The sequence below is a fragment of the Bradyrhizobium sp. SZCCHNGR1005 genome (assembly GCF_032489995.1).
In the GTDB taxonomy this organism is placed as follows: Bacteria; Pseudomonadota; Alphaproteobacteria; order Rhizobiales; family Xanthobacteraceae; genus Bradyrhizobium.
Genome location: NZ_JAUEZC010000002.1, coordinates 207546 through 227507, shown reverse-complemented (window position 1 = coordinate 227507; position 19962 = coordinate 207546). Strand labels below are relative to the sequence as shown.

Annotated in this window: 18 protein-coding genes; 12 read left to right on the top strand and 6 right to left on the bottom strand. The window is 64.9% G+C overall.

Features of this window, described 5'->3' with window-relative positions:
- Positions 1–138: 138 nt before the first annotated feature.
- The 3 genes from QXZ85_RS07205 to QXZ85_RS07195 all read right to left on the bottom strand — a co-directional run bounded on the left by QXZ85_RS07205 (position 139) and on the right by QXZ85_RS07195 (position 2597).
- Positions 139–1101: an acetyl-CoA carboxylase carboxyltransferase subunit alpha gene (locus tag QXZ85_RS07205; RefSeq protein ID WP_316173843.1), complete on the bottom strand. Its 963-nt coding sequence runs from the start codon at positions 1099–1101 to the stop codon at positions 139–141.
- 219 nt (positions 1102–1320) lie between these two features.
- On the bottom strand, positions 1321–2277 hold the full coding sequence (xerD, locus tag QXZ85_RS07200) for a site-specific tyrosine recombinase XerD (protein WP_316173841.1): 957 nt from the start codon (positions 2275–2277) through the stop codon (positions 1321–1323).
- A 173-nt stretch (positions 2278–2450) separates the two neighbouring features.
- Positions 2451–2597: a histidine kinase gene (locus QXZ85_RS07195; RefSeq protein WP_315703159.1), complete on the bottom strand. Its 147-nt coding sequence runs from the start codon at positions 2595–2597 to the stop codon at positions 2451–2453.
- Between the two features lie 151 nt (positions 2598–2748).
- Between QXZ85_RS07195 and QXZ85_RS07190 the strand changes: the two genes are divergently transcribed.
- The 3 genes from QXZ85_RS07190 to QXZ85_RS07180 all read left to right on the top strand — a co-directional run bounded on the left by QXZ85_RS07190 (position 2749) and on the right by QXZ85_RS07180 (position 5944).
- Positions 2749–3429, top strand: a complete 681-nt coding sequence (locus QXZ85_RS07190) for a shikimate kinase (RefSeq protein ID WP_315702539.1) — start codon at positions 2749–2751, stop codon at positions 3427–3429.
- Positions 3426–4574, top strand: coding sequence for a 3-dehydroquinate synthase (aroB, locus tag QXZ85_RS07185; protein WP_315702540.1), 1149 nt, complete (start codon positions 3426–3428; stop codon positions 4572–4574). Before QXZ85_RS07190 ends, aroB begins: the two co-directional genes overlap by 4 nt.
- Positions 4575–4639: 65 nt before the next feature.
- Positions 4640–5944 (top strand): HlyC/CorC family transporter, encoded by a 1305-nt coding sequence (locus QXZ85_RS07180; RefSeq protein ID WP_315702541.1) that lies wholly within the window; start codon positions 4640–4642, stop codon positions 5942–5944.
- A 136-nt stretch (positions 5945–6080) separates the two neighbouring features.
- On the opposite strand, the gene QXZ85_RS07175 is transcribed toward QXZ85_RS07180, so the two are convergent.
- The gene (locus QXZ85_RS07175) at positions 6081–6350 is read right to left on the bottom strand and encodes a BolA family protein (RefSeq protein ID WP_315763284.1); all 270 of its coding nucleotides are present in this window, start codon (positions 6348–6350) and stop codon (positions 6081–6083) included.
- Positions 6351–6459: 109 nt separating this feature from the next.
- Here QXZ85_RS07175 and QXZ85_RS07170 point away from each other — a divergent pair, with 109 nt between their 5' ends.
- Positions 6460–7104: a J domain-containing protein gene (locus QXZ85_RS07170; RefSeq protein ID WP_315702543.1), complete on the top strand. Its 645-nt coding sequence runs from the start codon at positions 6460–6462 to the stop codon at positions 7102–7104.
- Between the two features lie 69 nt (positions 7105–7173).
- Here QXZ85_RS07170 and QXZ85_RS07165 read toward each other — a convergent pair whose 3' ends face one another.
- A complete protein-coding gene (locus QXZ85_RS07165) occupies positions 7174–8277 on the bottom strand; it encodes a citrate synthase/methylcitrate synthase (protein WP_315702544.1) in 1104 nt (367 codons plus the stop codon).
- Between the two features lie 87 nt (positions 8278–8364).
- On the opposite strand from QXZ85_RS07165, the gene QXZ85_RS07160 reads away from it, so the two are divergent.
- Positions 8365–9588 (top strand): citrate synthase family protein, encoded by a 1224-nt coding sequence (locus QXZ85_RS07160; protein ID WP_315702545.1) that lies wholly within the window; start codon positions 8365–8367, stop codon positions 9586–9588.
- 12 nt (positions 9589–9600) lie between these two features.
- On the opposite strand, the gene QXZ85_RS07155 is transcribed toward QXZ85_RS07160, so the two are convergent.
- Positions 9601–10257 (bottom strand): DedA family protein, encoded by a 657-nt coding sequence (locus QXZ85_RS07155; protein ID WP_315702546.1) that lies wholly within the window; start codon positions 10255–10257, stop codon positions 9601–9603.
- A gap of 285 nt (positions 10258–10542) precedes the next feature.
- On the opposite strand from QXZ85_RS07155, the gene cobS reads away from it, so the two are divergent.
- The 7 genes from cobS (at position 10543) to QXZ85_RS07120 (ending at position 19930) form a co-directional block, all read left to right on the top strand.
- Positions 10543–11541: a cobaltochelatase subunit CobS gene (cobS, locus tag QXZ85_RS07150; protein WP_315702547.1), complete on the top strand. Its 999-nt coding sequence runs from the start codon at positions 10543–10545 to the stop codon at positions 11539–11541.
- 163 nt (positions 11542–11704) lie between these two features.
- Positions 11705–13606, top strand: a complete 1902-nt coding sequence (cobT, locus tag QXZ85_RS07145) for a cobaltochelatase subunit CobT (protein ID WP_409977465.1) — start codon at positions 11705–11707, stop codon at positions 13604–13606.
- A gap of 75 nt (positions 13607–13681) precedes the next feature.
- Positions 13682–14758 (top strand): esterase-like activity of phytase family protein, encoded by a 1077-nt coding sequence (locus QXZ85_RS07140; protein ID WP_316173839.1) that lies wholly within the window; start codon positions 13682–13684, stop codon positions 14756–14758.
- Between the two features lie 126 nt (positions 14759–14884).
- A complete protein-coding gene (locus QXZ85_RS07135; RefSeq protein WP_315744581.1) occupies positions 14885–15997 on the top strand; it encodes an NADH:flavin oxidoreductase/NADH oxidase in 1113 nt (370 codons plus the stop codon).
- A gap of 167 nt (positions 15998–16164) precedes the next feature.
- On the top strand, positions 16165–18135 hold the full coding sequence (locus QXZ85_RS07130; RefSeq protein ID WP_315769324.1) for an RDD family protein: 1971 nt from the start codon (positions 16165–16167) through the stop codon (positions 18133–18135).
- Between the two features lie 181 nt (positions 18136–18316).
- Positions 18317–19417 (top strand): LLM class flavin-dependent oxidoreductase, encoded by a 1101-nt coding sequence (locus QXZ85_RS07125; RefSeq protein ID WP_315769323.1) that lies wholly within the window; start codon positions 18317–18319, stop codon positions 19415–19417.
- A 69-nt stretch (positions 19418–19486) separates the two neighbouring features.
- A complete protein-coding gene (locus QXZ85_RS07120) occupies positions 19487–19930 on the top strand; it encodes a hypothetical protein (RefSeq protein ID WP_315702552.1) in 444 nt (147 codons plus the stop codon).
- The last annotated feature ends 32 nt before the right edge of the window (positions 19931–19962 follow it).

The following is a 19962-nucleotide window of genomic DNA, read 5'->3' as shown; positions in this document are numbered from 1 at the left end:
TGTCCTGCCACGCGGCCAGTGTGGTCAACAATGTCTAAACAGGAAATACCCGCGTCCAGGCCGAAATGCGACCAAGGGGCTGCGTTCACTCACAAATTCGCGAGCGCCGAGGCGCGCAGGACGGCCGGCCACGGCGCCTCAGCCGAGCTTGCGGCCGATCTCGAGGAATTTCTGCCGGCGCTGCTTGCGGACGGCATCGGCGTCGAGGCCCTTCAGCTCCTCGAATGCCTGGGCGATCGCTTCGCCTGTGGCTGCGATCATGGCGGCGGGATCGCGATGGGCGCCGCCGACTGGCTCCTTCAGGATGGAATCGACCACGCCGAAGCGGAGCATGTCCTGGGCCGTGATCTTCATGCTGTTGGCGGCTTCCTGGGCCTTGGTGCCATCGCGCCACAGGATCGAGGAGGCCGCCTCCGGCGAGATCACGCTGTAGATCGCGTGCTCCAGCATCAGCACGCGATTGGCCGTGGTCAGCGCGATGGCGCCGCCGGACATGCCTTCGCCGGTGATGATCGCGACATTGGGGACGCCCAGCGCCAGGCAGGCGTCGGTGGAGCGGGCGATGGCTTCCGCCTGGCCGCGCTCCTCGGCGCCGATGCCGGGATAGGCGCCGGCGGAATCGACCAGCGACAGCACGGGCAGGCCGAAGCGCTCGGCCATCTCCATCAGCCTGACCGCCTTGCGATAGCCTTCGGGGCGGGCCATGCCGAAATTGTGCTTCAGGCGGGATTCGGTGGTTGCGCCCTTCTCCTGGCCCATGACGCAGATCGGCTCGCCACGGAAACGGCCGAAGCCGCCGAGCAGGGCGGCGTCCTCGCCGAATTTGCGATCGCCGGCGAGCGGGGTGAATTCGGTGATCAGCCCGCTGACGAAATCGGTGAAATGTGGCCGCTGCGGGTGCCGCGCCACCAGCGTCTTCTGCCAAGGCGTCAAATTGGCATAGAGCTCGGCCAGCGCCTGGCCGGCCTTCTCCTCGATCCGCGCCACTTCCTCGCCGATGTCGGTGCCGGAGGCGGCCATCGCGCGCAGCTCGTCGAGCTTGGAATCGAGCTCGGCAACAGGCTTTTCGAAATCGAGATAACTGCGCATGGGGTCCGGCATGGAGGAGCTGAAGGAAGGCGCTGGAAGGCGAAATCGGTTCGGCGTGTGGACCTGAAGGCAAATGACTTCAGGAGCTTAGCATGCGATTGGTGCGCCGCCACCCGGCCTCGGGCCGGGAATGCGGGCAGGATGGCGCTCTTTCGGGGCAGACGGGCGCGAAGTCAAGCGGCCGGGGCATTACGCCACCGGATTTGGTTTCGAGGCGGTGTGCCCGCGGGCCTATTTCTCAGCCAGGGGGTGCAGGTCGCGCACCAGGCTCTTCAGCCGCTCCTCCACCACGTGGGTGTAGATCTGGGTGGTGGAGATATCGGTATGGCCCAGCAGGGTCTGCACGATGCGCAGGTCGGCGCCGTTGTGCAGGAGGTGGCTGGCGAAGGCATGGCGCAGCACGTGCGGCGAGACCAGCCGGGCGGGCAGGCCAGCGGCCACCGCGAGCTCCTTGAGGTCGCGGGCAAAATGCTGCCGGGTCAGGTGACCGCTCTCGCCGAAGGAGGGGAACAGCCATTTCGAAGCGGCGACGCTGGCCTTTTTCTCAGGCTTCAGTGCATCCATCGCGGCGAGATAATCCGCCATCGCCTGCCGCGAGGCCTGGTTGAGCGGCACCAGCCGCTCCTTGTTGCCCTTGCCGCGCACCACGATCATCCGTGCGTCGTGACGCGCCGCGGTGCGCGGCAGCGTGACCAACTCGGAGACGCGCAAGCCCGTGGCGTAGAGCACTTCGAGCAGGCAATGGAGGCGCATCGCCCGCAGCCGCTGCGTCGGCGAGGCGTCCACTACCAGGGTGAGCTCCTTGGCGCGGGTCAGCATGCGGTCGACATCGCTGATCGACAGCACCTTCGGCAGCGGCCGCCCGCGCTTGGGCCCGGCCAGGATGGCTGCGGGATCGTCGGTTCGGATGCGCTCGTTGAGCAGGAAGCGGAACAGATGCCGCGTCGCCGACAGCCTTCGCGCCACGCTGGAGGATTTGAACCCCCTGGTGTCGAGGTCGGCGAGGTAGTCCCGCAGCGCCTGGGTGTCGGCGCTCGCGAAGCTGTTGGCTTTGCGGCTGAGGAAGGTGGCGAGATCGGTGAGGTCGCGGCGATAGGCGTCGAGCGTGTTCTCGCCCGCGCCCTGTTCCGCGGCCAGCATGTCCAGGAACAGGGTGATGAGCTTGGCGTTCGAGGCCTTGGCCCGCATGTGCTATCCGCGTCCGGTCGAAGTTCGAATCGCTGCGCCGCAGGAACTTCATTTCGATGGCCGAGGCCTGGAAGCGAAGTTGGCCGATATCGCGGCGCCAATCCTCCAAAAGACAACCGCAAAAAACTTAATCAAATTGGTGTGGTTTTTCAGCCAGCCTCGCCGCGGCCGATCTATTTTTTCTGGAACTTGTCCGGCGGGATGGTCACCGTCATCTCCCGTGGCTTGGGAGTGACGAAGTTCGCCAGCGCGAAGATCGCGCCATACACGACGCCGACGATCACGGCGACCACGGTGAGGAATCGGAACAGGCTAGGCATCTTGGCCGGCAGGCAGCGAACGACCTCGGACATCCACCATGTTCGCTCCCGGCTTGCAAGTCTGTCTGGCAAGGCGGGGCGTCCACGGAGTATAGCTGCCTGGAACAGGTGCCTTTGAATGCAGCAAGCCGGTGGGTTAATAGCCGAATTGATGATCGACACGCCTCAACCAGCCGCCAGCCAGATCGCTCCCGAGGCCGCCATCGTCGCGGCGCTCGGCAAGCGGCTCGTCGTGCTGGTCGGCATGATGGGGGCGGGCAAGTCGACGGTCGGGCGGCGGCTGGCGGCGCGGCTGAAACTGCCCTTCGTCGACGCCGACAACGAGATCGAGGCTGCGGCCGGCATGACCATACCGGAGATTTTCGACGCCCATGGCGAGACGCATTTCCGCGACGGCGAGGCGCGGGTGATCGCGCGCCTGCTCGACAGCGGTCCGGCGGTGCTCGCCACCGGCGGCGGCTCCTTCATGCGCGAAGAGACCCGCGGGCGCATCCGGGACAAGGCGATTTCGATCTGGCTCAAGGCCGATGCGGACGTGATCATGCGCCGCGTCAAGCGCCGGGCCGACCGGCCGCTGTTGCAGACCGCCGATCCCGCCGGCACCGTCACCCGTCTCCTGACCGAACGTGAGCCGGTCTACGAGCGCGCGGACCTGACCATCTGGTCGCGCGATGTTCCGCACGACAAGATCGTCGAGGAGTGCATCGACGCCCTCTACGCCCGGCTCTGCGGCCTATCCGCAGCGGCCGCCAATGGCCGGACGGAGGCTGGGATTGCCGAGGCCGACACCGCGCCGGCCGACGTGACGCAAGCCATCGGTGGGCTGCGATGACCGCCCCGGTGAAGGCCTGCGATCCCATCACGGTCGATGTCGCGCTCGGCGAGCGCGCCTATGACATCATCATCGGCCGCGGGGTCCTGGCCTCGCTCGGCGAACGGATCGCGGCATTGCGACCGGGCGTCCGCACCGCGATCGTGACCGACCGCACCGTCGCCGGCCACTGGCTGGAGCCGACGGAGGCCGCGCTGGCGCGGGCCGGCATTCCGACCACGCGGATCGTGGTCGACGAGGGCGAGGGGTCGAAGACCTATGCCGGATTGGAGAAGGTCAGCGAGGCGCTGATCGCGGCCAGGATCGAGCGCAACGATCTCGTCGTCGCGCTCGGCGGCGGTGTGGTCGGCGATCTCGCCGGCTTTGCGGCCGCGGTCCTGCGGCGCGGTGTCGATTTCGTCCAGGTTCCGACCTCGCTGCTGGCGCAGGTGGATTCCTCCGTCGGTGGCAAGACTGGCATCAACTCGCCGCAGGGCAAGAATCTGCTCGGCGCCTTCCATCAGCCGGTGCTGGTGATCGCCGATACGGCGGTGCTCGATACGCTCTCGGCGCGGCAGTTCCGTGCCGGCTATGCCGAGGTCGCCAAATATGGCCTGCTCGGCGACGAGGGCTTCTTCACCTGGCTCGAGGCCAATCACGCCGACATCGTCAACGGCGGGCCCGCGCGCGAGCACGCCGTCGCCACCTCCTGCCGCGCCAAGGCCGCGATCGTCGCCCGCGACGAGCGCGAGACCGGCGACCGCGCGCTGCTCAATCTCGGCCACACCTTCGGCCACGCCCTCGAAGCGGCTACCGGCTTTTCGGACCGCCTGTTCCATGGCGAGGGCGTTGCGGTCGGCATGGTGCTGGCGGCGCAATTCTCCGCCGAATTGGGAATGCTGGCTGCCGCGGACGTCGAGCGCATGGTGCATCACCTTGCTGCGGTCGGCCTGCCGACCCATCTGCAGGATATCGCCGGCTTCGCCCAGGAAGGGATCGGCGATGCCGACAGCCTGTTGGCCTTGATGGCCCAGGACAAGAAGGTCAAGCGCGGCAAGCTCACGTTCATTCTGCTGGAGGCGATCGGCCGGGCCGTGATCGCCAAGGATGTCGATCCGTCGAGGGTCCGCGACTTCTTGCAGGCCAAGCTTCAGCGCCGCGGCTGACGGTCCCGGCCGTGTTGAGCAGCGGCAGCGAAACGGCAGCCCATATGCAAAGCGATATCAGCGTCATGGACTGGATCACACTTTCGATCGTCATCGTCCTGCTTGCGGCTTCCGCATTCTTTGCGCTCAGCGAGACCGCCCTGACCGGCGCCTCCCGCGCCAGCATGTTGCGGCTGTCGAAACAGGGCAATCGCGATGCCGACGTCGTCTCAAGTCTGTTCGAGATGCGTGAGCGCTTGATCGGCGCGCTGCTGCTCGGCAACAACATCGCCAATATCGGTGCGTCCGCGCTGGCGACCGGACTATTCACGGCATGGTTCGGCGAAGTCGGTGTGCTCTATGCCACCGGTGTGATGACGGCGCTGGTGGTGATCTTCGCCGAGGTTTTGCCGAAGACGATTGCGATCAATGCGCCGGACCGGGTCTCGCTTGCGGTCGCGCGGCCGATGCGAACGACGGTCTTTGTGCTCGGGCCGCTGCTCTCGGTGATCGAAGCGGTGGTCCGTGTATTGATGCGGCTGATCGGCTTCAAGGTCGGTGCCAACCAGCCCATCCTGTCGCCGACCGAGCGCTTGCGCGGCGCCGTCGATCTCTTGCACCACGAGGGCAAGGTCGAGAAGCAGGACCGCGATATGTTTGGCGGCCTGCTCGACCTGCGCGAATTGCAGGTTTCCGACGTCATGGTCCATCGCACCGAGATGGTGATGGTCAACGCGGACCTGCCGCCGGAAGAGTCGGTGCGCGAGGTGCTGGCATCGGAATATACCCGCATCCCGCTCTGGCGCGGCACGCCGGAAAACATCATCGGCGTGCTGCATGCGAAGGATCTGTTGCGCGCGATCCGTTCCTCCGAAGGTGATGTGTCGCGCATCGACGTCGCATCGCTGGCGCTGCCGCCGTGGTTCGTTCCGGAGATGCGCTCGGTGTCCGAGCAGCTCAAGGCGTTCCGCCGCCGCAAGACTCATTTCGCCCTCGTCGTCGACGAGTATGGCGAAGTCGAAGGCATCGTCACGCTGGAGGATATTCTGGAGGAAATCGTCGGCGACATCTCCGACGAGCAGGACGTGCAGGTTGCCGGTGTTCGCGTTCAGCCGGATGGCTCGGTCGTGGTCGACGGCTCGGTGCCGATCCGCGACCTCAATCGTGCGATGGATTGGGACTTGCCCGATGAGGAGGCGACCACGGTGGCGGGTCTCGTGATCCACGAAGCCCGTTCGATTCCGGAGCGCGGCCAGAGTTTCACCTTCCATGGCTTTCGCTTCCGTGTGCTGCGGCGGGAGCGCAACCGCATCACGGCACTTAGGATCGTGCCGGTGCCGCGCGGAGAGCTGGAAGAAGCAAGACCTCGGCGCGCCGGCACGGCGTTCTGATCCGCGTGCCGGGGAAATTGAGGTAAGGTCAGTCTGCGTGTTGTCGTTGCATGCGGATTCGCGCTGACGTCGCGTAGACGTTCAAAGAACATCTACGGAAGATGTAGATATACGCGAACGGGCTTTTGTGCGATACTCAGGCTTCGCCGGGGGCCTTGGCATGCAGCGCGAGCGCGTGCACCGAGCTCGCTAGTTCCGCAGCCAATGTGGCGTTGATCAGGCGGTGACGCTCGATCCGGCTCTTGCCGGCAAAGGCCTGCGACACAATATACACTCTGAAATGCGTTCCGCCGCCCGGCGCGTGGCCGGCGTGACCCTCATGCAGGTGTGACTCGTCCTGAACTTCGAGGCTTTCTGGCGAGAAAGCTTCGCGCAACTTGTTGGTGATAGCCTCTCGCGTGCTCATGGTTCAGCCAATACGCATCAAATTAATTTTCGTCAATCCGCCGACCCCCTCCGAGGTATTCGCAATGTCAAGACTTGAAGCTTGTCGCGTTGCGTAGTCAAAGTCCGTCATGCCGATCGATTCATCCAAATTCTTCGACTCCATCCGCATCAAGCCCAGGAAGCAGGCGGCGAAGCAGCCGCAGGTGCGCGAGGAGGCCGCGGGTTGCCAGTGGCCGGACTGCCTGAACAGGGGCACGCATCGCGCGCCCAAGGGGCGGGAGAATGCGCGCGAATATTGGCAGTTCTGCCTCGATCACGTGCGCGAGTACAACCAGTCCTACAATTTCTTCTCGGGCATGAATGCGGAGGCCGTGGCGCGCTATCAGAAGGATGCGCTGACCGGCCATCGCCCGACCTGGAAGATGGGCGCCAACACCGCTGGCAAGCGCGGCACCGGCAGTGTCGAGGGCGACCTCGGCGATGCGGCCGATCCGTTCAGCGTGTTTGCCGAGATCAACGGTCGCGCGAGTTGGCGACCCGGGCCGCAGGCCGCGCAGAAGCCGGAGGCCCGCAAGATCTTCAATGCCGAGCGCAAGGCGCTGCAGGTGATGGGGCTCGGTCCGGATGCGACGCTCGATGACGTCAAGGCCAAGTACAAGGCGCTGGTCAAGCAGCATCATCCCGATGCCAATGGTGGCGATCGCTCGACCGAGGATCGCCTGATCGAGATCATCAAGGCCTACAATTATTTGAAGACGGTGGTGCGGGCCTGATCCGCCGCCGCCGGGAACGCGCGCGCCCATTGCGGGGACGCGCGCAAGTTCAGGGATTGTCAGCTCCACTCACGCATTCGTCGCATCCGGCCTTGGTCCGATATAGGCCGAGCTCGGCCGGATCAGTCGTCCGGTACGCTGCTGCTCGCGGGCATGTGCCGTCCAGCCGGCGACGCGAGCCACTGCGAAGATCGGCGTGAACGCCTGCCGCGGAATCTTCAGCGCATCGAGCAGAATCGCGGTGAAGAACTCGACATTGGTGTCCAGCACGCGGTTGGGATTCTTTCGCCGCAGCGCCTCCCGGATATAAGCTTCGACCTCGCTGGCGAAGGGAAGGTCTGCGCCGGCGCAGGCGAGCCGCTCGATCGCTGCTTTCAAGACGTCCGCGCGCGGATCGCGCACCCGGTAGATGCGATGGCCGAACCCCATCAGCCGCTCGCCGCGTGCGAGGGCCGCATCCACCCACGGCTTGATGCGCTCCCGCATTCCGATGGCGTTGAGCATTTCGAGCACCGGCTCAGGCGCGCCGCCATGAAGTGGTCCGGTCAGCGCGCAGTAACCGGCGGTGACCGCAGCGAACAGGTCGGCCTGCGTCGAAGCCACCACCCGCGCAGCGAAGGTCGAGGCGTTCATGCCGTGGTCGCAGACGGTCACGAGATACGTATCGAGCCCGGCGATCTCGCGCGGCTCGGGGGCGCGCCCCCGTAGCATGCGCAACGTGTCAGCGGCATGGCTGGCCGCTCGATCCGGCGCGATCGGTGCCGCACCGTTCGCGCGCTGAACCAATGCGCCGGCAATGACGGAGCAGGCGCCCACGATGGTGGCCTCGTGCTCCAGCCCGTCTTCGGCACGCAGCGCCGCGACCGCCGCGCGAAAGCTGTCGACGATGCTCATGCCCCGAGATGCGGCCAGCAACTCGGGCGTCCGAGCGAACGCGCGTTCACGGGCCACGCCGAGCTGGCGGCGGACCTCAGCCGTATCGAAGGCGCGTCCGTTGGCTGCGCTCCACAGCCGTGCGGTCACATCTTCAAAGCTGGCATGCGCCGCCAGATCGGCGACGTGCTCCCCGGCGATGATCAACTCGCCCTGCTCGCCGTCGACGTGGCTCAACGCGGTCTCGGCCGCTGGAATGCCGTCCAGGCCGATGGGGGTCTTGCCGAGCTGAATGTTCATGGCGGTATCTCCTTCCGGTGGAATGGCGCATCAGGAAGAAAGTCGGTCGACTCGACGGATTGATCAATCTTGATTAAGATAATCAATATGAAAAATTCACCCGGTCTGTATCTCTCCGCGCGCGAGGCTGCCGCGGAATTGGCGATCTCGCCGGCGACCCTCTACGCCTATGTCAGCCGGGGCCTCATTCGCTCCGAGCCGTCGCCGGATTCGCGGAGCCATCGCTACCGGGCCGACGATGTTCGCTCGCTGAAGGAGCGCCGGGCACCAGCCCCGGAGCCCAAGGGCTTCCGCAGCTTCGATGCCGAGCTGCCCGTGTTGGACTCGGCAGTGTCCACCATCACCGCGGCCGGCCCGATCTATCGTGGGGTCAACTGCGTCGAGCTGGCCGAAAAGGACACGTTGGAGCACGCAGCGACGTTGTTGTGGGACGTGACCGCGATCGATCCGTTCACCGCGGATAACCGCCCGGTGGTTTCTGAGGACATGAGCGCCATCGCTGCCGCAGCACACCGCGCCGCACCGCTGGACCGAGCGATCGCAGTCCTGGCCTTGGCGACCAGCGCCGATCCCGGAGCCTTCAATCGTGCAGCCGAAGGCCGGGCCTTGGTCGGCGCGCGCATCGTCCGGCTTCTGGTCGCCACCATGCTTGACGCGACGCCATCCACGGAGCTTCTCCATCAGCAAATCGCAAAGGTATGGGCGCCGGAGCACAAACACGCGCCCGACCTGATCCGTCGCGGATTGGTGCTGCTCGCCGACCATGAGCTCAACGCTTCGACCTTCACTGTGCGTTGCGCGGCATCCACGGGATTGAGCCTGTATGATGCCGTGATTGCCGGCTTGGCTGCGCTGAAAGGCCCCAAGCATGGCGGCGCCGGCGTTCTGGCCTCGCAGCTCGTCAAGACATTGATCGATCGGGATGTCGCACCTCTGATCCGGGAGCGGGTCGCGCTCGGCGAGCGCTTCGCCGGATTTGGGCACGGCATCTACAAACGCGGCGATCCCCGCGCGGTCGCCCTTTTGGACGCGCTCAATCGCGCCGGCGCACCGCGCAAATTCACGCGCGAGGTGCCGGAGCGGATCGCGGAGGCGACCGGGGAATTCGTCAATATCGATTATGCCTTGGCCGTGCTGGTGCACAGTCTGCGGCTGCCTGCGGGCAGCGAGCTTGCGTTGTTCGCGATGGCCCGCGCCGTGGGCTGGATTGCGCATGCCTGCGAACAGCTTCAGCACGGCCGCCTGATCCGGCCGCGCGCCCGCTACGTCGGGCCGTTTCCCGGGCGCGGCGCCATTCTGGAGTCGCTGTGACGGGTTACCACGCTACTCGCTCGCTTGAGCCATCACCTGGCCTTCGCGGCGCTTGCGCAACAGGCGAAGCACCAGCCAGACCAGAATGCTGCCGGCGACCACCGCCAGGATCCAGGTGTGCTTGGCGATATGGCTGTGATGCGGGATGCCGCCATAGCGATGCAAAAGCTGGACGGCGAACACGCCCGGCAGCACATGCGCGCAGGCCCAGAGCACGATGGCCGGGACGTTCACGGCATAGAAGCGCAGCGGCCGCACGTCGAGTGCGCCGGCCGTGATCGGCACGACGGCGCGGATTGGGGCGACGAACCGGGCGAAGAAGATCGCCAACGTGCCGAACCGATGGAAAAAGGCCTCGCTCTGCGCCACCAGGCGGGGATAGTTCGAGAGCGGCCAAGCCGTGAGGATCTCGCGCTGGCTGCGGTGGCCGACCCAGAACGCCGAGCCATCACCCAGCAAAGCGCCGAGGATCGCCGCCGTCAGCACCCATTCCAGCTTTAACTCCCCGCCCGCAATCAGCGCGCTCAAGGCGAGGATGATGGTCGTACCGGGGACGACGGAGCCCGCGATCGGTACCGCTTCCAAAAGGGCAGCCAGGAAGATGGTGAGATAGGCCAATCCGGAATGATCCGAGACGAAGCCGATGAGAGGGTCAAGCAGGTGGGCCACACAAATCCCGAGCAGGCAGACGATGATGTCTCATAACTAGGAACCAACGGCAAAAGTGCCATGCCGCGCCGCAGCGCCGGACGCAGGGCAAAAAGATGGCGACGGCACGCAGGGCAGCCTTTCAAAAATCGCGTCCCATGCCTATCTTGATGATATCCCAACGGAACTTTGATTAACCCTTAGGCTTCTGCCCGCCATCGCTCTCTGCTAGGCTGTCGCGAAGCCCACCAACCGCAGCCACAGACACATCTGGTTTCGGAAAACGCCCGGGACCTCGGAGGACGAATGACGACCGCCGCTACGACCAATGCGCAGGAGATCACCGGATTGCCCGACATGAAGGTGTCGGTCCGCCAAGTGTTCGGGATCGACAGCGACCTTGAGGTGCCGGCCTTTTCCCAAACCGATCCGCATGTCCCAGAAGTTGATGCCGATTATCGGTTTGATCGCGCCACCACGCTTGCCATCCTGGCCGGCTTCGCCAAGAACCGCCGCGTCATGGTGACGGGCTATCATGGCACCGGTAAATCGACCCATATCGAGCAGGTGGCGGCGCGGCTGAACTGGCCGTGCGTGCGCGTCAATCTGGACAGCCATATCAGCCGTATCGACCTGGTCGGCAAGGACGCGATCGTCATCAAGGACGGCAAGCAGGTCACCGAATTCCGCGACGGCATCCTGCCCTGGGCACTGCAGCACAATGTGGCTCTGGTGTTCGACGAGTATGACGCCGGCCGTCCGGACGTGATGTTCGTGATCCAGCGCGTGCTCGAGGTCTCGGGTCGGCTGACCCTGCTCGACCAGAACAAGGTGATCAAGCCGCACCCGGCGTTCCGGCTGTTCGCGACAGCGAACACGATCGGCCTTGGCGACACCTCCGGTCTCTATCACGGCACGCAGCAGATCAACCAGGGCCAGATGGACCGCTGGTCGATCGTTACCACGCTCAACTACCTCGCCCATGACGAGGAGGTGGAGATCGTGCTGGCCAAGGCACGGCACTACCGGAACCAGCAGGGTCGTGACATCGTCAACAAGATGGTCCGGCTTGCCGACCTGACCCGCAACGCCTTCGCCAATGGCGATCTGTCCACGGTGATGAGCCCGCGCACGGTGATCACTTGGGCGGAGAATTCCGAGATCTTCGGCGATATCGGCTTCGCCTTCCGTGTCACCTTCCTCAACAAATGCGACGAGCTCGAGCGGCCACTGGTGGCGGAGTTCTATCAGCGCTGCTTCAATGCAGAGCTGCCGGAGTCCGCGGTCAACGTGGCGCTGAGCTGAACAAGTGCTGAGCTAAACAGGTGTCGTCCCGGGCGAGCGAAGCGCGACCCGGGACCCATACCGCGGACTCTTTCAATCGAACCACGCGGCTGCTTTCTCTGACGGTAATAGCCGCTGGTGGTTATGGGTCCCCGCTTTCGTGGGGACGACGAGCTGAGCAGCGATGAGCACATCCAACAGCAAATTCCGCAATCAGGGCAAGGAAGCGCCGACCGAGCCATTCAAGCGCTCCGTGACGGGCTGCCTGCGGGCGATCGCGAAAACCCCGGAGCTCGAAGTCTCCTTTGCTGCCGAACGTCCGGGCCTCGCGCCGGGCAAGGCGCGGTTGCCGGAGCCCGCGCGCAAGATGACCAAGCGCGATGCTGCGATCGTGCGTGGACATGCGGATTCCATCGCACTGAAGCTCGCCTGTCACGATCCGAAGGTCCACCGCAAGCTGATCCCGGCTAATCCGCAGGCGCGCGGCGTCTTCGAGGCGGTCGAGCAGGCGCGCGTCGAGGCGATCGGCGCCCGCCGCATGGCGGGCGTGGCGAAGAACCTCACCGCAATGCTCGACGACCATTTCCACCGCGGCAAATATGACGAGATCACCGATCGCGCCGATGCGCCGCTGTCGGATGCGCTCGCCATGCTCGTGCGCGAGCGGCTGACCGGCCTGGCGCCGCCGGCGGCCGCACGCAAGCTGGTCGATCTGTGGCGCCCGATTCTCGAGGACAAGATCGGCTCCCGTCTCGATGAATTGAGCCGTGTCACCGAGGATCAGGCGAAATTCGGCGATATGGTCCACGATCTCCTGTCGGCGCTCGATCTCGGCGACGAGCGCAATGCCGATTCCGACGAAGACGAGGATCAGGACGACAACCGCGACGGCGACAACGAGCAATCCGGTGCGGAGGGCTCGCCCGATTCCGACGCTGCGCAGGAGATGAGTGCCGATCAGGCGCAGACCACATCGGATGAGATGTCGGAAAGCGCGATGGAGGCCGCACAAGCCTCGGCCAGCGACACGCTCGATGACGGCGAACTCGGCGACGACGAGACGCCGGGCGAGGCGACGCGGCCGAACCGCGGTGGCGCCAACGAGCCGCGCGGTCCGGAATATCACGCCTTCGCGCCGAAGTTCGACGAGGTCGTCGCCGCCGAGGATCTCTGCGACCATGACGAATTGGAACGGCTGCGCTCCTATCTCGACAAGCAGCTCGCCCACCTGCAGGGCATCGTCGCCAGGCTCGCGAACCGGCTGCAGCGCAGGCTCATGGCGCAGCAGAACCGCGCCTGGGAGTTCGATCTCGAAGAGGGCATCCTTGATCCAGCCCGGCTGTCGCGCGTCGTCATCGATCCCTATCAGCCGCTGTCCTTCATGCGCGAGAAGGAGGCGACATTCCGCGACACCGTGGTGACGCTGCTGCTCGACAATTCCGGCTCGATGCGAGGCCGTCCCATCACGGTGGCGGCGACCTGCGCCGACATCCTGGCGCGCACGCTGGAGCGCTGCGGCGTGAAGGTGGAGATTCTCGGCTTCACGACGCGCGCCTGGAAGGGTGGGCAATCGCGCGAGGCCTGGCTTGCCGCGGGCAAGCCGGCCAACCCGGGCCGGCTGAACGATCTTCGTCACATCATCTACAAGGCGGCGGACGCGCCATGGCGGCGGGCCCGCAAGAATCTCGGCCTGATGATGCGCGAGGGCCTGTTGAAGGAGAATATCGACGGTGAAGCGCTCGACTGGGCGCATAAGCGCCTGCTCGCTCGTACCGAGCAGCGCAAGATCCTGATGATGATCTCAGACGGTGCGCCGGTCGACGATTCCACGCTCTCGGTCAATCCCGGCAATTACCTGGAACGGCACCTGCGTCACATCATCGAGGAGATCGAGACCCGCTCTCCGGTCGAACTGATTGCGATCGGTATCGGCCACGACGTGACGCGGTATTACCGCCGCGCGGTCACGATCGTCGATGCCGAGGAACTCGGCGGAGCGATCACCGAAAAGCTCGCGGAGCTGTTCACCGAGACCCACGCTGCGCCGCAGCCTGCCACCCATCAAAAGCGGCGGCTGCATTCGTAACCGTGTGAGACGGCGCCATGCGCTGGCGCTTCCTCTTCCTTTGACGGAGGAGGGGCGAGAGGGGTCCTGTCAACCATGTCGCCAGATGCGGTGTTCGGTCGGCGTCGCTTCCTGACGCTCGCCGTCATGGGCGCTGCCGCTGTCGCAGCTCCCGAATGGGCCCGCGCCCAGCTCGGTGCGAGGCCCGCGGCCAATCGCGCTGTCCGCGGCGAGCATTCCGTCAGCAGCCCGGTTGCAATCGAGGTCAGGGCGCGGCCGCTGCCGTCCTTCGACTTGAGGGATCGTTCCCGCCTGCGCTTCGGCTCACTCGAATATCGCAGCGGTCTGGTGTTGACCTCATCGTTTCCCGGCTTCGGCGGCCTGTCCGGCCTTCGGCTCGATCCGAAGGGCGAGCGCTTCATCGCGCTCAGCGACCAGGGAAATTGGTTCACCGGTCGCATCATGTATTCGGGCCGAGATATGGCGGGACTGGCCGACGTCGAAGCTGCACCGCTGCTCGGACCCGACGGGCGGCCGATCCTCGATCGCGGCTGGTACGATTCCGAGTCTATTGCGATGGACGGCGATCAGGTTTACGTCGGGCTCGAGCGCGTCAACCAGGTGCTGCGCTACGACTTCTCCAAGGGTTTCACCGGTGCGCGCGGCGAGATCGTGCCGCTGCCGCCTGCCGCGAAACGACTCCCAAACAACAAGGGACTCGAGGCGCTCGTGTTCGTGCCGAAAGGCCAGCCGCTCGCCGGGACCTTGATCGCCCTCTCGGAGCGCGGCTTGGATGCGGACGGCAATCTGATCTCGTTCCTGATCGGTGGCCCGACCCCTGGGCAATTCAGTGTCCGGCGCACCGAGGATTTCGACATCAGCGACGCCGTGTTGTTGCGTTCAGGCGATCTGTTGGTGCTGGAGCGCAAGTTCTCGCTGGTCTCCGGCGTCGGCATCCGGATCCGCCGACTTCGGCTCGCGGACATCGCGCCCGGTGGGCTGATGGACGGCCCCACGATCTTCGCCGCCGATCTGGGCCAGGAGATCGACAACATGGAAGGCATCGACGCTCACGTCACGCCCGAGGGCGACACGGTGCTGACCCTGATATCCGATGATAATTTCTCGATGATTCAGCGCACGCTGCTACTGCAGTTCACGCTGGTGGAATGATCGCCCGCCACCGGGTTCGAGCCGTGGCATCGAGGCACCGCGTGCGCCTCGGCAAAGGGAGGGCTGGTGTTCGCGATCGCGGCTATTAGCTTACGATGATCCTTCCCAAGCCCGGAACCCTCCCGCATGAGCGCTCTGTTTTCCCCGATCAAGCTGCGCGGCCTCGAACTTGCCAACCGCATCATGGTCTCGCCGATGTGCCAATATTCCGCCGACGATGGTGCGGCCAACGATTGGCATTTCACTCACATCAACATGCTGGCGCTCTCGGGGGCCTCGATGTTCTGCATCGAGGCGACGCATGTCGAGCCGATCGGGCGGATCACGCCCGGCTGCCTCGGCCTGTGGGATGACGACACCGAGTCCGCACTGAAGCCGATCCTCGCTTCGGTCCGCAAACATTCCAAGACCGCAGTGGCGATGCAGCTTGCCCATGCCGGCCGCAAAGGATCGAGTTATCGGCCGTGGGAAGGCGGCCAGCAGATCCCGTTCTCGCAAGGTGGCTGGCAGACGGTCGCACCGTCGGCGATTCCGCACAAGGAAGGCGAAGCCGCGCCGCTGGCGCTCGATTCGGCAGGCCTCGCACGCGTCAGCGCTGCCTTCGTCGATGCGGCACGACGTGCCGACCGGCTCGGCATCGATGCACTCGAGCTGCATGGTGCGCACGGCTATCTCCTGCATCAGTTCTTGTCGCCGTTGTCGAACCAACGCACCGATCAATATGGCGGCAGCCTCGACAACCGCATGCGCTTTCCGCTCGAGGTGTTCGAGGCGGTGCGTGCGGTCTTTCCGGCGCACAAGCCGGTCGGCATGCGCGTCTCCGCGACCGACTGGGTCGAGGGCGGGTGGGACCTGGCGCAGACCATCGTGTTTGCGCAGGAGCTGAAGCGCCGCGGTGTCGATTGGATCGATGTCTCCTCAGGGGGCGTATCGCCGCTGCAGAAGATTGCGCTCGGTCCAAGCTATCAGGTGCCGTTCGCGCAGGCGGTGAAGCAGGCGACGGAGCTTCCGACCATTGCAGTCGGCCTGATCACGCAACCGCAACAGGCCGAGGAGATTGTTGCTTCCGGCAAGGCCCACATGGTCGCGCTCGCGCGTGGCATGCTCTACGACCCGCGCTGGGGCTGGCATGCCGCCGCCGAACTCGGCGGTCAGGTCTCCGCGCCGCCGCAATATTGGCGCTCCCAGCCGTCCACGCACAAGGAGCTGTTCGGCAGGACGACCTTTGGGGCGCGCTGAACGCATGCTTCCAGAGCCGCCGTGGCGTGACACATGCGGGGGTGAAGCTTTAACCGTCCGCGCACGATCAGGCTGTGAACGCTTGCCACCGCAATCAATTCCAGGCAGCATGCGTATGGTCTACCGCGTGCGGTGGGCATTGCCAGCGATGTTCGCCGAGCGGTTTCGTGACGGGGCAGGGTCTCAGCAGCAAGTTTAAGCGCGCCGGCATCTGGCGCCGGCTGGGTGCGCTGCTGATCGACATCATGGCCATTGCAATCGTTCTGCAGGTCTGCGCCCTGGTCCTGTTTCCGCTGACCAATGGCCGCGTTCAATTCGCTGACGGCGTTTATGCCATCAGCTGCAGAAAGCTTGAGGTCATCCCGTCGGGGGTCGTCGTGCCTGCCGATCTCAAGCCCAACACGATCGTCGACTGCACACATAGCGTGTTCGGTCTGCCGTCCGCTCGCATGCTGCGGCTCGCGCAGGTCACGCAGACGGGTCCGTTCACCAAGGACATCCACATCGACAGCATGCTCGATGCGGGCGGCACTCCGATCAAGGGACTGTCGCTCGGGATTTTCCTGTTGCCGCTGTTGCTGGCCTTGCGCGCCATGTTCGACATTCGCGCCGGCACGCCCGGCCGAAGGATCTGTCGTATCCGTCTCGCGAGCGCCGATGGCAGCGCGGCGAGGAATGCCGCGGTCAGGCGGCGTTACGGCCTGCTGCTCCTGATCGCGAGTCCAGCGCTGATCTGGCCGATCGCGCTATCATTCCTGGACATCGTCGCGCTGCCTGCATCTCTGCTCCTCGGCCTGACGCTCGCATCGTATTGTCCGCTGCTGATTGTCGGCCTTGCCGCGTGGCGCCAAGTCTACGTCCGAACGGATACCTGGTACGACCGCTTTGCGGCCACTGCGGTCTATTGCCTTGATCGGACGCCGGCGAGTGCCGGGTCGGCGCAGCCTGCGGCGGAGGCCGCCGATGCCGAGCGGGCCGGAGCTGCGGTTAGGGCGGCCGCGGGCGATGAGCCGCATCTTGCCGCGTTACCACCTCCGCTCCCGGCCGCGCTGGCGCACGTGCAGCGGAGTTATCTCGCCCGTCACTGGCACGGTGAGCTGTCCTTGCCCGTGTCGTACTGGGTCAACGGGATGCTGCTTGGGGTGATTGCGACCCTGGCGATCGCGGTCGCCACTGCGCTGGTCGTTCAGGAGCGGCTCGATGCACAACCGCTGCCGGCGCTCATCCTGATCTGCGCAATATGGCTCTGCATCTTGTTGCTCACGCTTTGGCAGACCGTCGGCATCTGGCGGTCGGGAACGCGCTATCGCAGCGTCGGCAATGGCCCATGGGGCGGCATCGCGAAGATCATGGTGACGCTCGGCGTTGCGAGCGCGCTTTGGCAGTTCTTTACGCAAGGCTTGCCGCAGATCGCAGGTATCGCCGAAATCGTGGGTGGCGACAACTCGCTCGGCCCGCATCAGTTCAGGGTCCTCGGCTCCGGCGAGATGCTGGAATTCACCGGTGGCATCAAGTTCGGCGTGGCCAAGGAGCTGGAAGGTTTCTTGAACGCGATGCCGGATGTCAAGACGGTGCGGCTCGACTCCATCGGTGGCCGTATCCGCGAGGCGCAGACAATGTCCGACCTCATCAAGGCGCGCGGATTGTCCACCCTGGTCGAGAAGCAATGTTTGTCAGCCTGCACCATTGTCTTCTTAGGTGGCAAGGACCGCGTCATCCTGTCGGATGCGCGGCTGGGCTTCCACCAGCCGTCCTATCGCGGAATCACCGCTGCCGAGCGCAGTCGGACCGTCGCGATCGAGAAGGAACGGCTGCAGAAGTTGGGATTGAGCCTCGCCTTTGCCGAACGCGCCAACACGGCGGAGCCGAGCTCGATGTGGTTTCCTGATAATGGCGAGCTGCTCAGAGAGCATGTCGCGACCCGGGTCGTGTCTGCCAACGCAACTGCCGCGGCTGCGCCGGCTAATAAAGTTCGGGCCATTGCGGTGGATGCAGCAGCTGCCCCGAATCGTGAGCTGCCGGCAGGCCCCGTTTCGCCGGGAGGAGCCACGATTTCCTTGCCGCGGGATCTCGTGCAGCGACTCCAATCGTCAAAATCTCCCAGTGGCTTCCCGTCGCCGACCACGGGCCTTAAATAGCCGCGAGCTCCGCTGCTGCTTGCTCGCCTGCGGCACAGCCGACGGTTGTCGGCGTGCTGCGACGTGCTAGACTTCGCAGACCACGTGCGGCGATGCCGGCTCGCTTGGTCGTGTTTCGTCTCGCGTGACGATGAGCGCATCCGCGAAGATGCGCCGCAACAAAACGCGAGAGGAAAGCGCTATGGAAATCGGATATTTCACAATGCCTTCGCATCCGCCGGAGTGCGGATTGAAGGAGGGCCAGGAGTGGGACCTGCAGGTGCTGCGCTGGCTCGACGAGCTCGGCTATCAGGAAGCCTGGATCGGCGAGCATCACACGGCACCCTGGGAACCGCATCCCGCACCCGATCTGATTTTGGCGCAGGCCTTTCGCGAGACCAAGAACATCCGGCTGGGTCCGGGTGGCTTCCTGCTGCCCTATCATCACCCTGCCGAGCTCGCCAATCGGGTTGCGATGCTCGACCATCTTTCCGACGGCCGACTCAATTTCGGCGTCGCTGCATCGGGCCTGCCGAGCGACTGGGCGATGTTCAATGTCGACGGCATGAGCGGGCAGAACCGCGAGATGACCCGCGAGGCACTGGAAATCATCTTGAGGCTCTGGACCGAGCCGGCACCGTTCACGCACAAGGGCAAATACTGGACGGTGACCAAGCCCGAGGTGATGTTCGACTTCCTCAAACCCCACATCAAGCCGGTACAGGCGCCGCACCCGCCGATCGGCGTTGCCGGCCTGTCGAAGAACTCCGACACCTTGAAGCTCGCCGGCGAGCGCGGCTTCATTCCGATGAGCCTCAATCTCAACCCGGCCTATGTCTCGTCGCATTGGGATTCGGTCGAGGCGGGCGCGGCAAAGACCGGCCGCAAACCCCAGCGGAGCGACTGGCGGCTGGTGCGCGAGGTGTTCGTGGCGGATACCGACGAGGAGGCTTGGCGGCTTTCGACCGGCGACATGATGGGCCGGATGATGAGCGAGTACTTCCTGCCGTTGCTCGGCCATTTCGGCTTCAAGGACTATTTGAAGCACGCGCCTGACGTACCCGATACCGATGTTACTGTGGACTATTGCGCGCGGCGCAACTGGATCATCGGCTCGCCGGCGACCGTCACCGAGAAGATCGAACAGATCTGGCGCGAGGTCGGCGGCTTCGGAACGCTGCTCGTGTTCGGCTTCGACTACAAGCATAAACCGGAAGCCTGGCGGCACTCGCTCGAGCTCTTGAAGCACGAGGTGCTGCCGCATTTGCGCCATCTCAATGCCGGCCTGAACCAGGCTGCCTAGGCTCAGCGAATTTTCGAAGTGGGACCGGCGCCTCTCGGCGCCGGTCCGTATCGGGCGGGGGACTAGCTCATGCGGATTCGTGTCCGGAAAATTGCCCACATCCTGGAACGCTCGGGCCTCGCCCTGGCCGGCGCGGCCTGCGGCTTGTTCGTGGGGGCCCATGTCGGCTCCAGCGTTCCATGGCTGACGACGCAAGGCTTCCTGCTTCTGATGATGCTGTGCGGGGGCTTCGGGTTCTATCTCGGTATCGATACGCCGCCCCGGCCATTCCATCCGCACGAGGAAGGCACGCCGGCGGCGAGAAAGATCGACGCGCCGGAGTTCCTCAGTGCAGTCGGTACCTTCCTCGCGACACTCACCGCGTTCTTCGCGGTTGCCATTATCATCCTGCGCGAGACCCCTCATATCGGCTGGACGTGGCTGATCATGGCCGGCTGGATGACAGGCGTGGTGATGCAGATGGTGGCGGGCACGATCGCGCGGGAGCGCCGATCAGTGATCTCGTCGAGGTAACAGCTCCATCCGCAGTGCCCGCTGAGGGTGTT

Bases quoted from the DNA above. Each gene is read 5' to 3' on its own strand.
- QXZ85_RS07205 (WP_316173843.1), bottom strand. From the start codon at position 1,101: ATGCCGGACCCCATGCGCAGTTATCTCGATTTCGAAAAGCCTGTTGCC.
- xerD (WP_316173841.1), bottom strand. From the start codon at position 2,277: ATGCGGGCCAAGGCCTCGAACGCCAAGCTCATCACCCTGTTCCTGGAC.
- QXZ85_RS07195 (WP_315703159.1), bottom strand. From the start codon at position 2,597: ATGCCTAGCCTGTTCCGATTCCTCACCGTGGTCGCCGTGATCGTCGGC.
- QXZ85_RS07190 (WP_315702539.1), top strand. From the start codon at position 2,749: ATGATCGACACGCCTCAACCAGCCGCCAGCCAGATCGCTCCCGAGGCC.
- aroB (WP_315702540.1), top strand. From the start codon at position 3,426: ATGACCGCCCCGGTGAAGGCCTGCGATCCCATCACGGTCGATGTCGCG.
- QXZ85_RS07180 (WP_315702541.1), top strand. From the start codon at position 4,640: ATGGACTGGATCACACTTTCGATCGTCATCGTCCTGCTTGCGGCTTCC.
- QXZ85_RS07175 (WP_315763284.1), bottom strand. From the start codon at position 6,350: ATGAGCACGCGAGAGGCTATCACCAACAAGTTGCGCGAAGCTTTCTCG.
- QXZ85_RS07170 (WP_315702543.1), top strand. From the start codon at position 6,460: ATGCCGATCGATTCATCCAAATTCTTCGACTCCATCCGCATCAAGCCC.
- QXZ85_RS07165 (WP_315702544.1), bottom strand. From the start codon at position 8,277: ATGAACATTCAGCTCGGCAAGACCCCCATCGGCCTGGACGGCATTCCA.
- QXZ85_RS07160 (WP_315702545.1), top strand. From the start codon at position 8,365: ATGAAAAATTCACCCGGTCTGTATCTCTCCGCGCGCGAGGCTGCCGCG.
- cobS (WP_315702547.1), top strand. From the start codon at position 10,543: ATGACGACCGCCGCTACGACCAATGCGCAGGAGATCACCGGATTGCCC.
- cobT (WP_409977465.1), top strand. From the start codon at position 11,705: ATGAGCACATCCAACAGCAAATTCCGCAATCAGGGCAAGGAAGCGCCG.
- QXZ85_RS07140 (WP_316173839.1), top strand. From the start codon at position 13,682: ATGTCGCCAGATGCGGTGTTCGGTCGGCGTCGCTTCCTGACGCTCGCC.
- QXZ85_RS07135 (WP_315744581.1), top strand. From the start codon at position 14,885: ATGAGCGCTCTGTTTTCCCCGATCAAGCTGCGCGGCCTCGAACTTGCC.
- QXZ85_RS07125 (WP_315769323.1), top strand. From the start codon at position 18,317: ATGGAAATCGGATATTTCACAATGCCTTCGCATCCGCCGGAGTGCGGA.
- QXZ85_RS07120 (WP_315702552.1), top strand. From the start codon at position 19,487: ATGCGGATTCGTGTCCGGAAAATTGCCCACATCCTGGAACGCTCGGGC.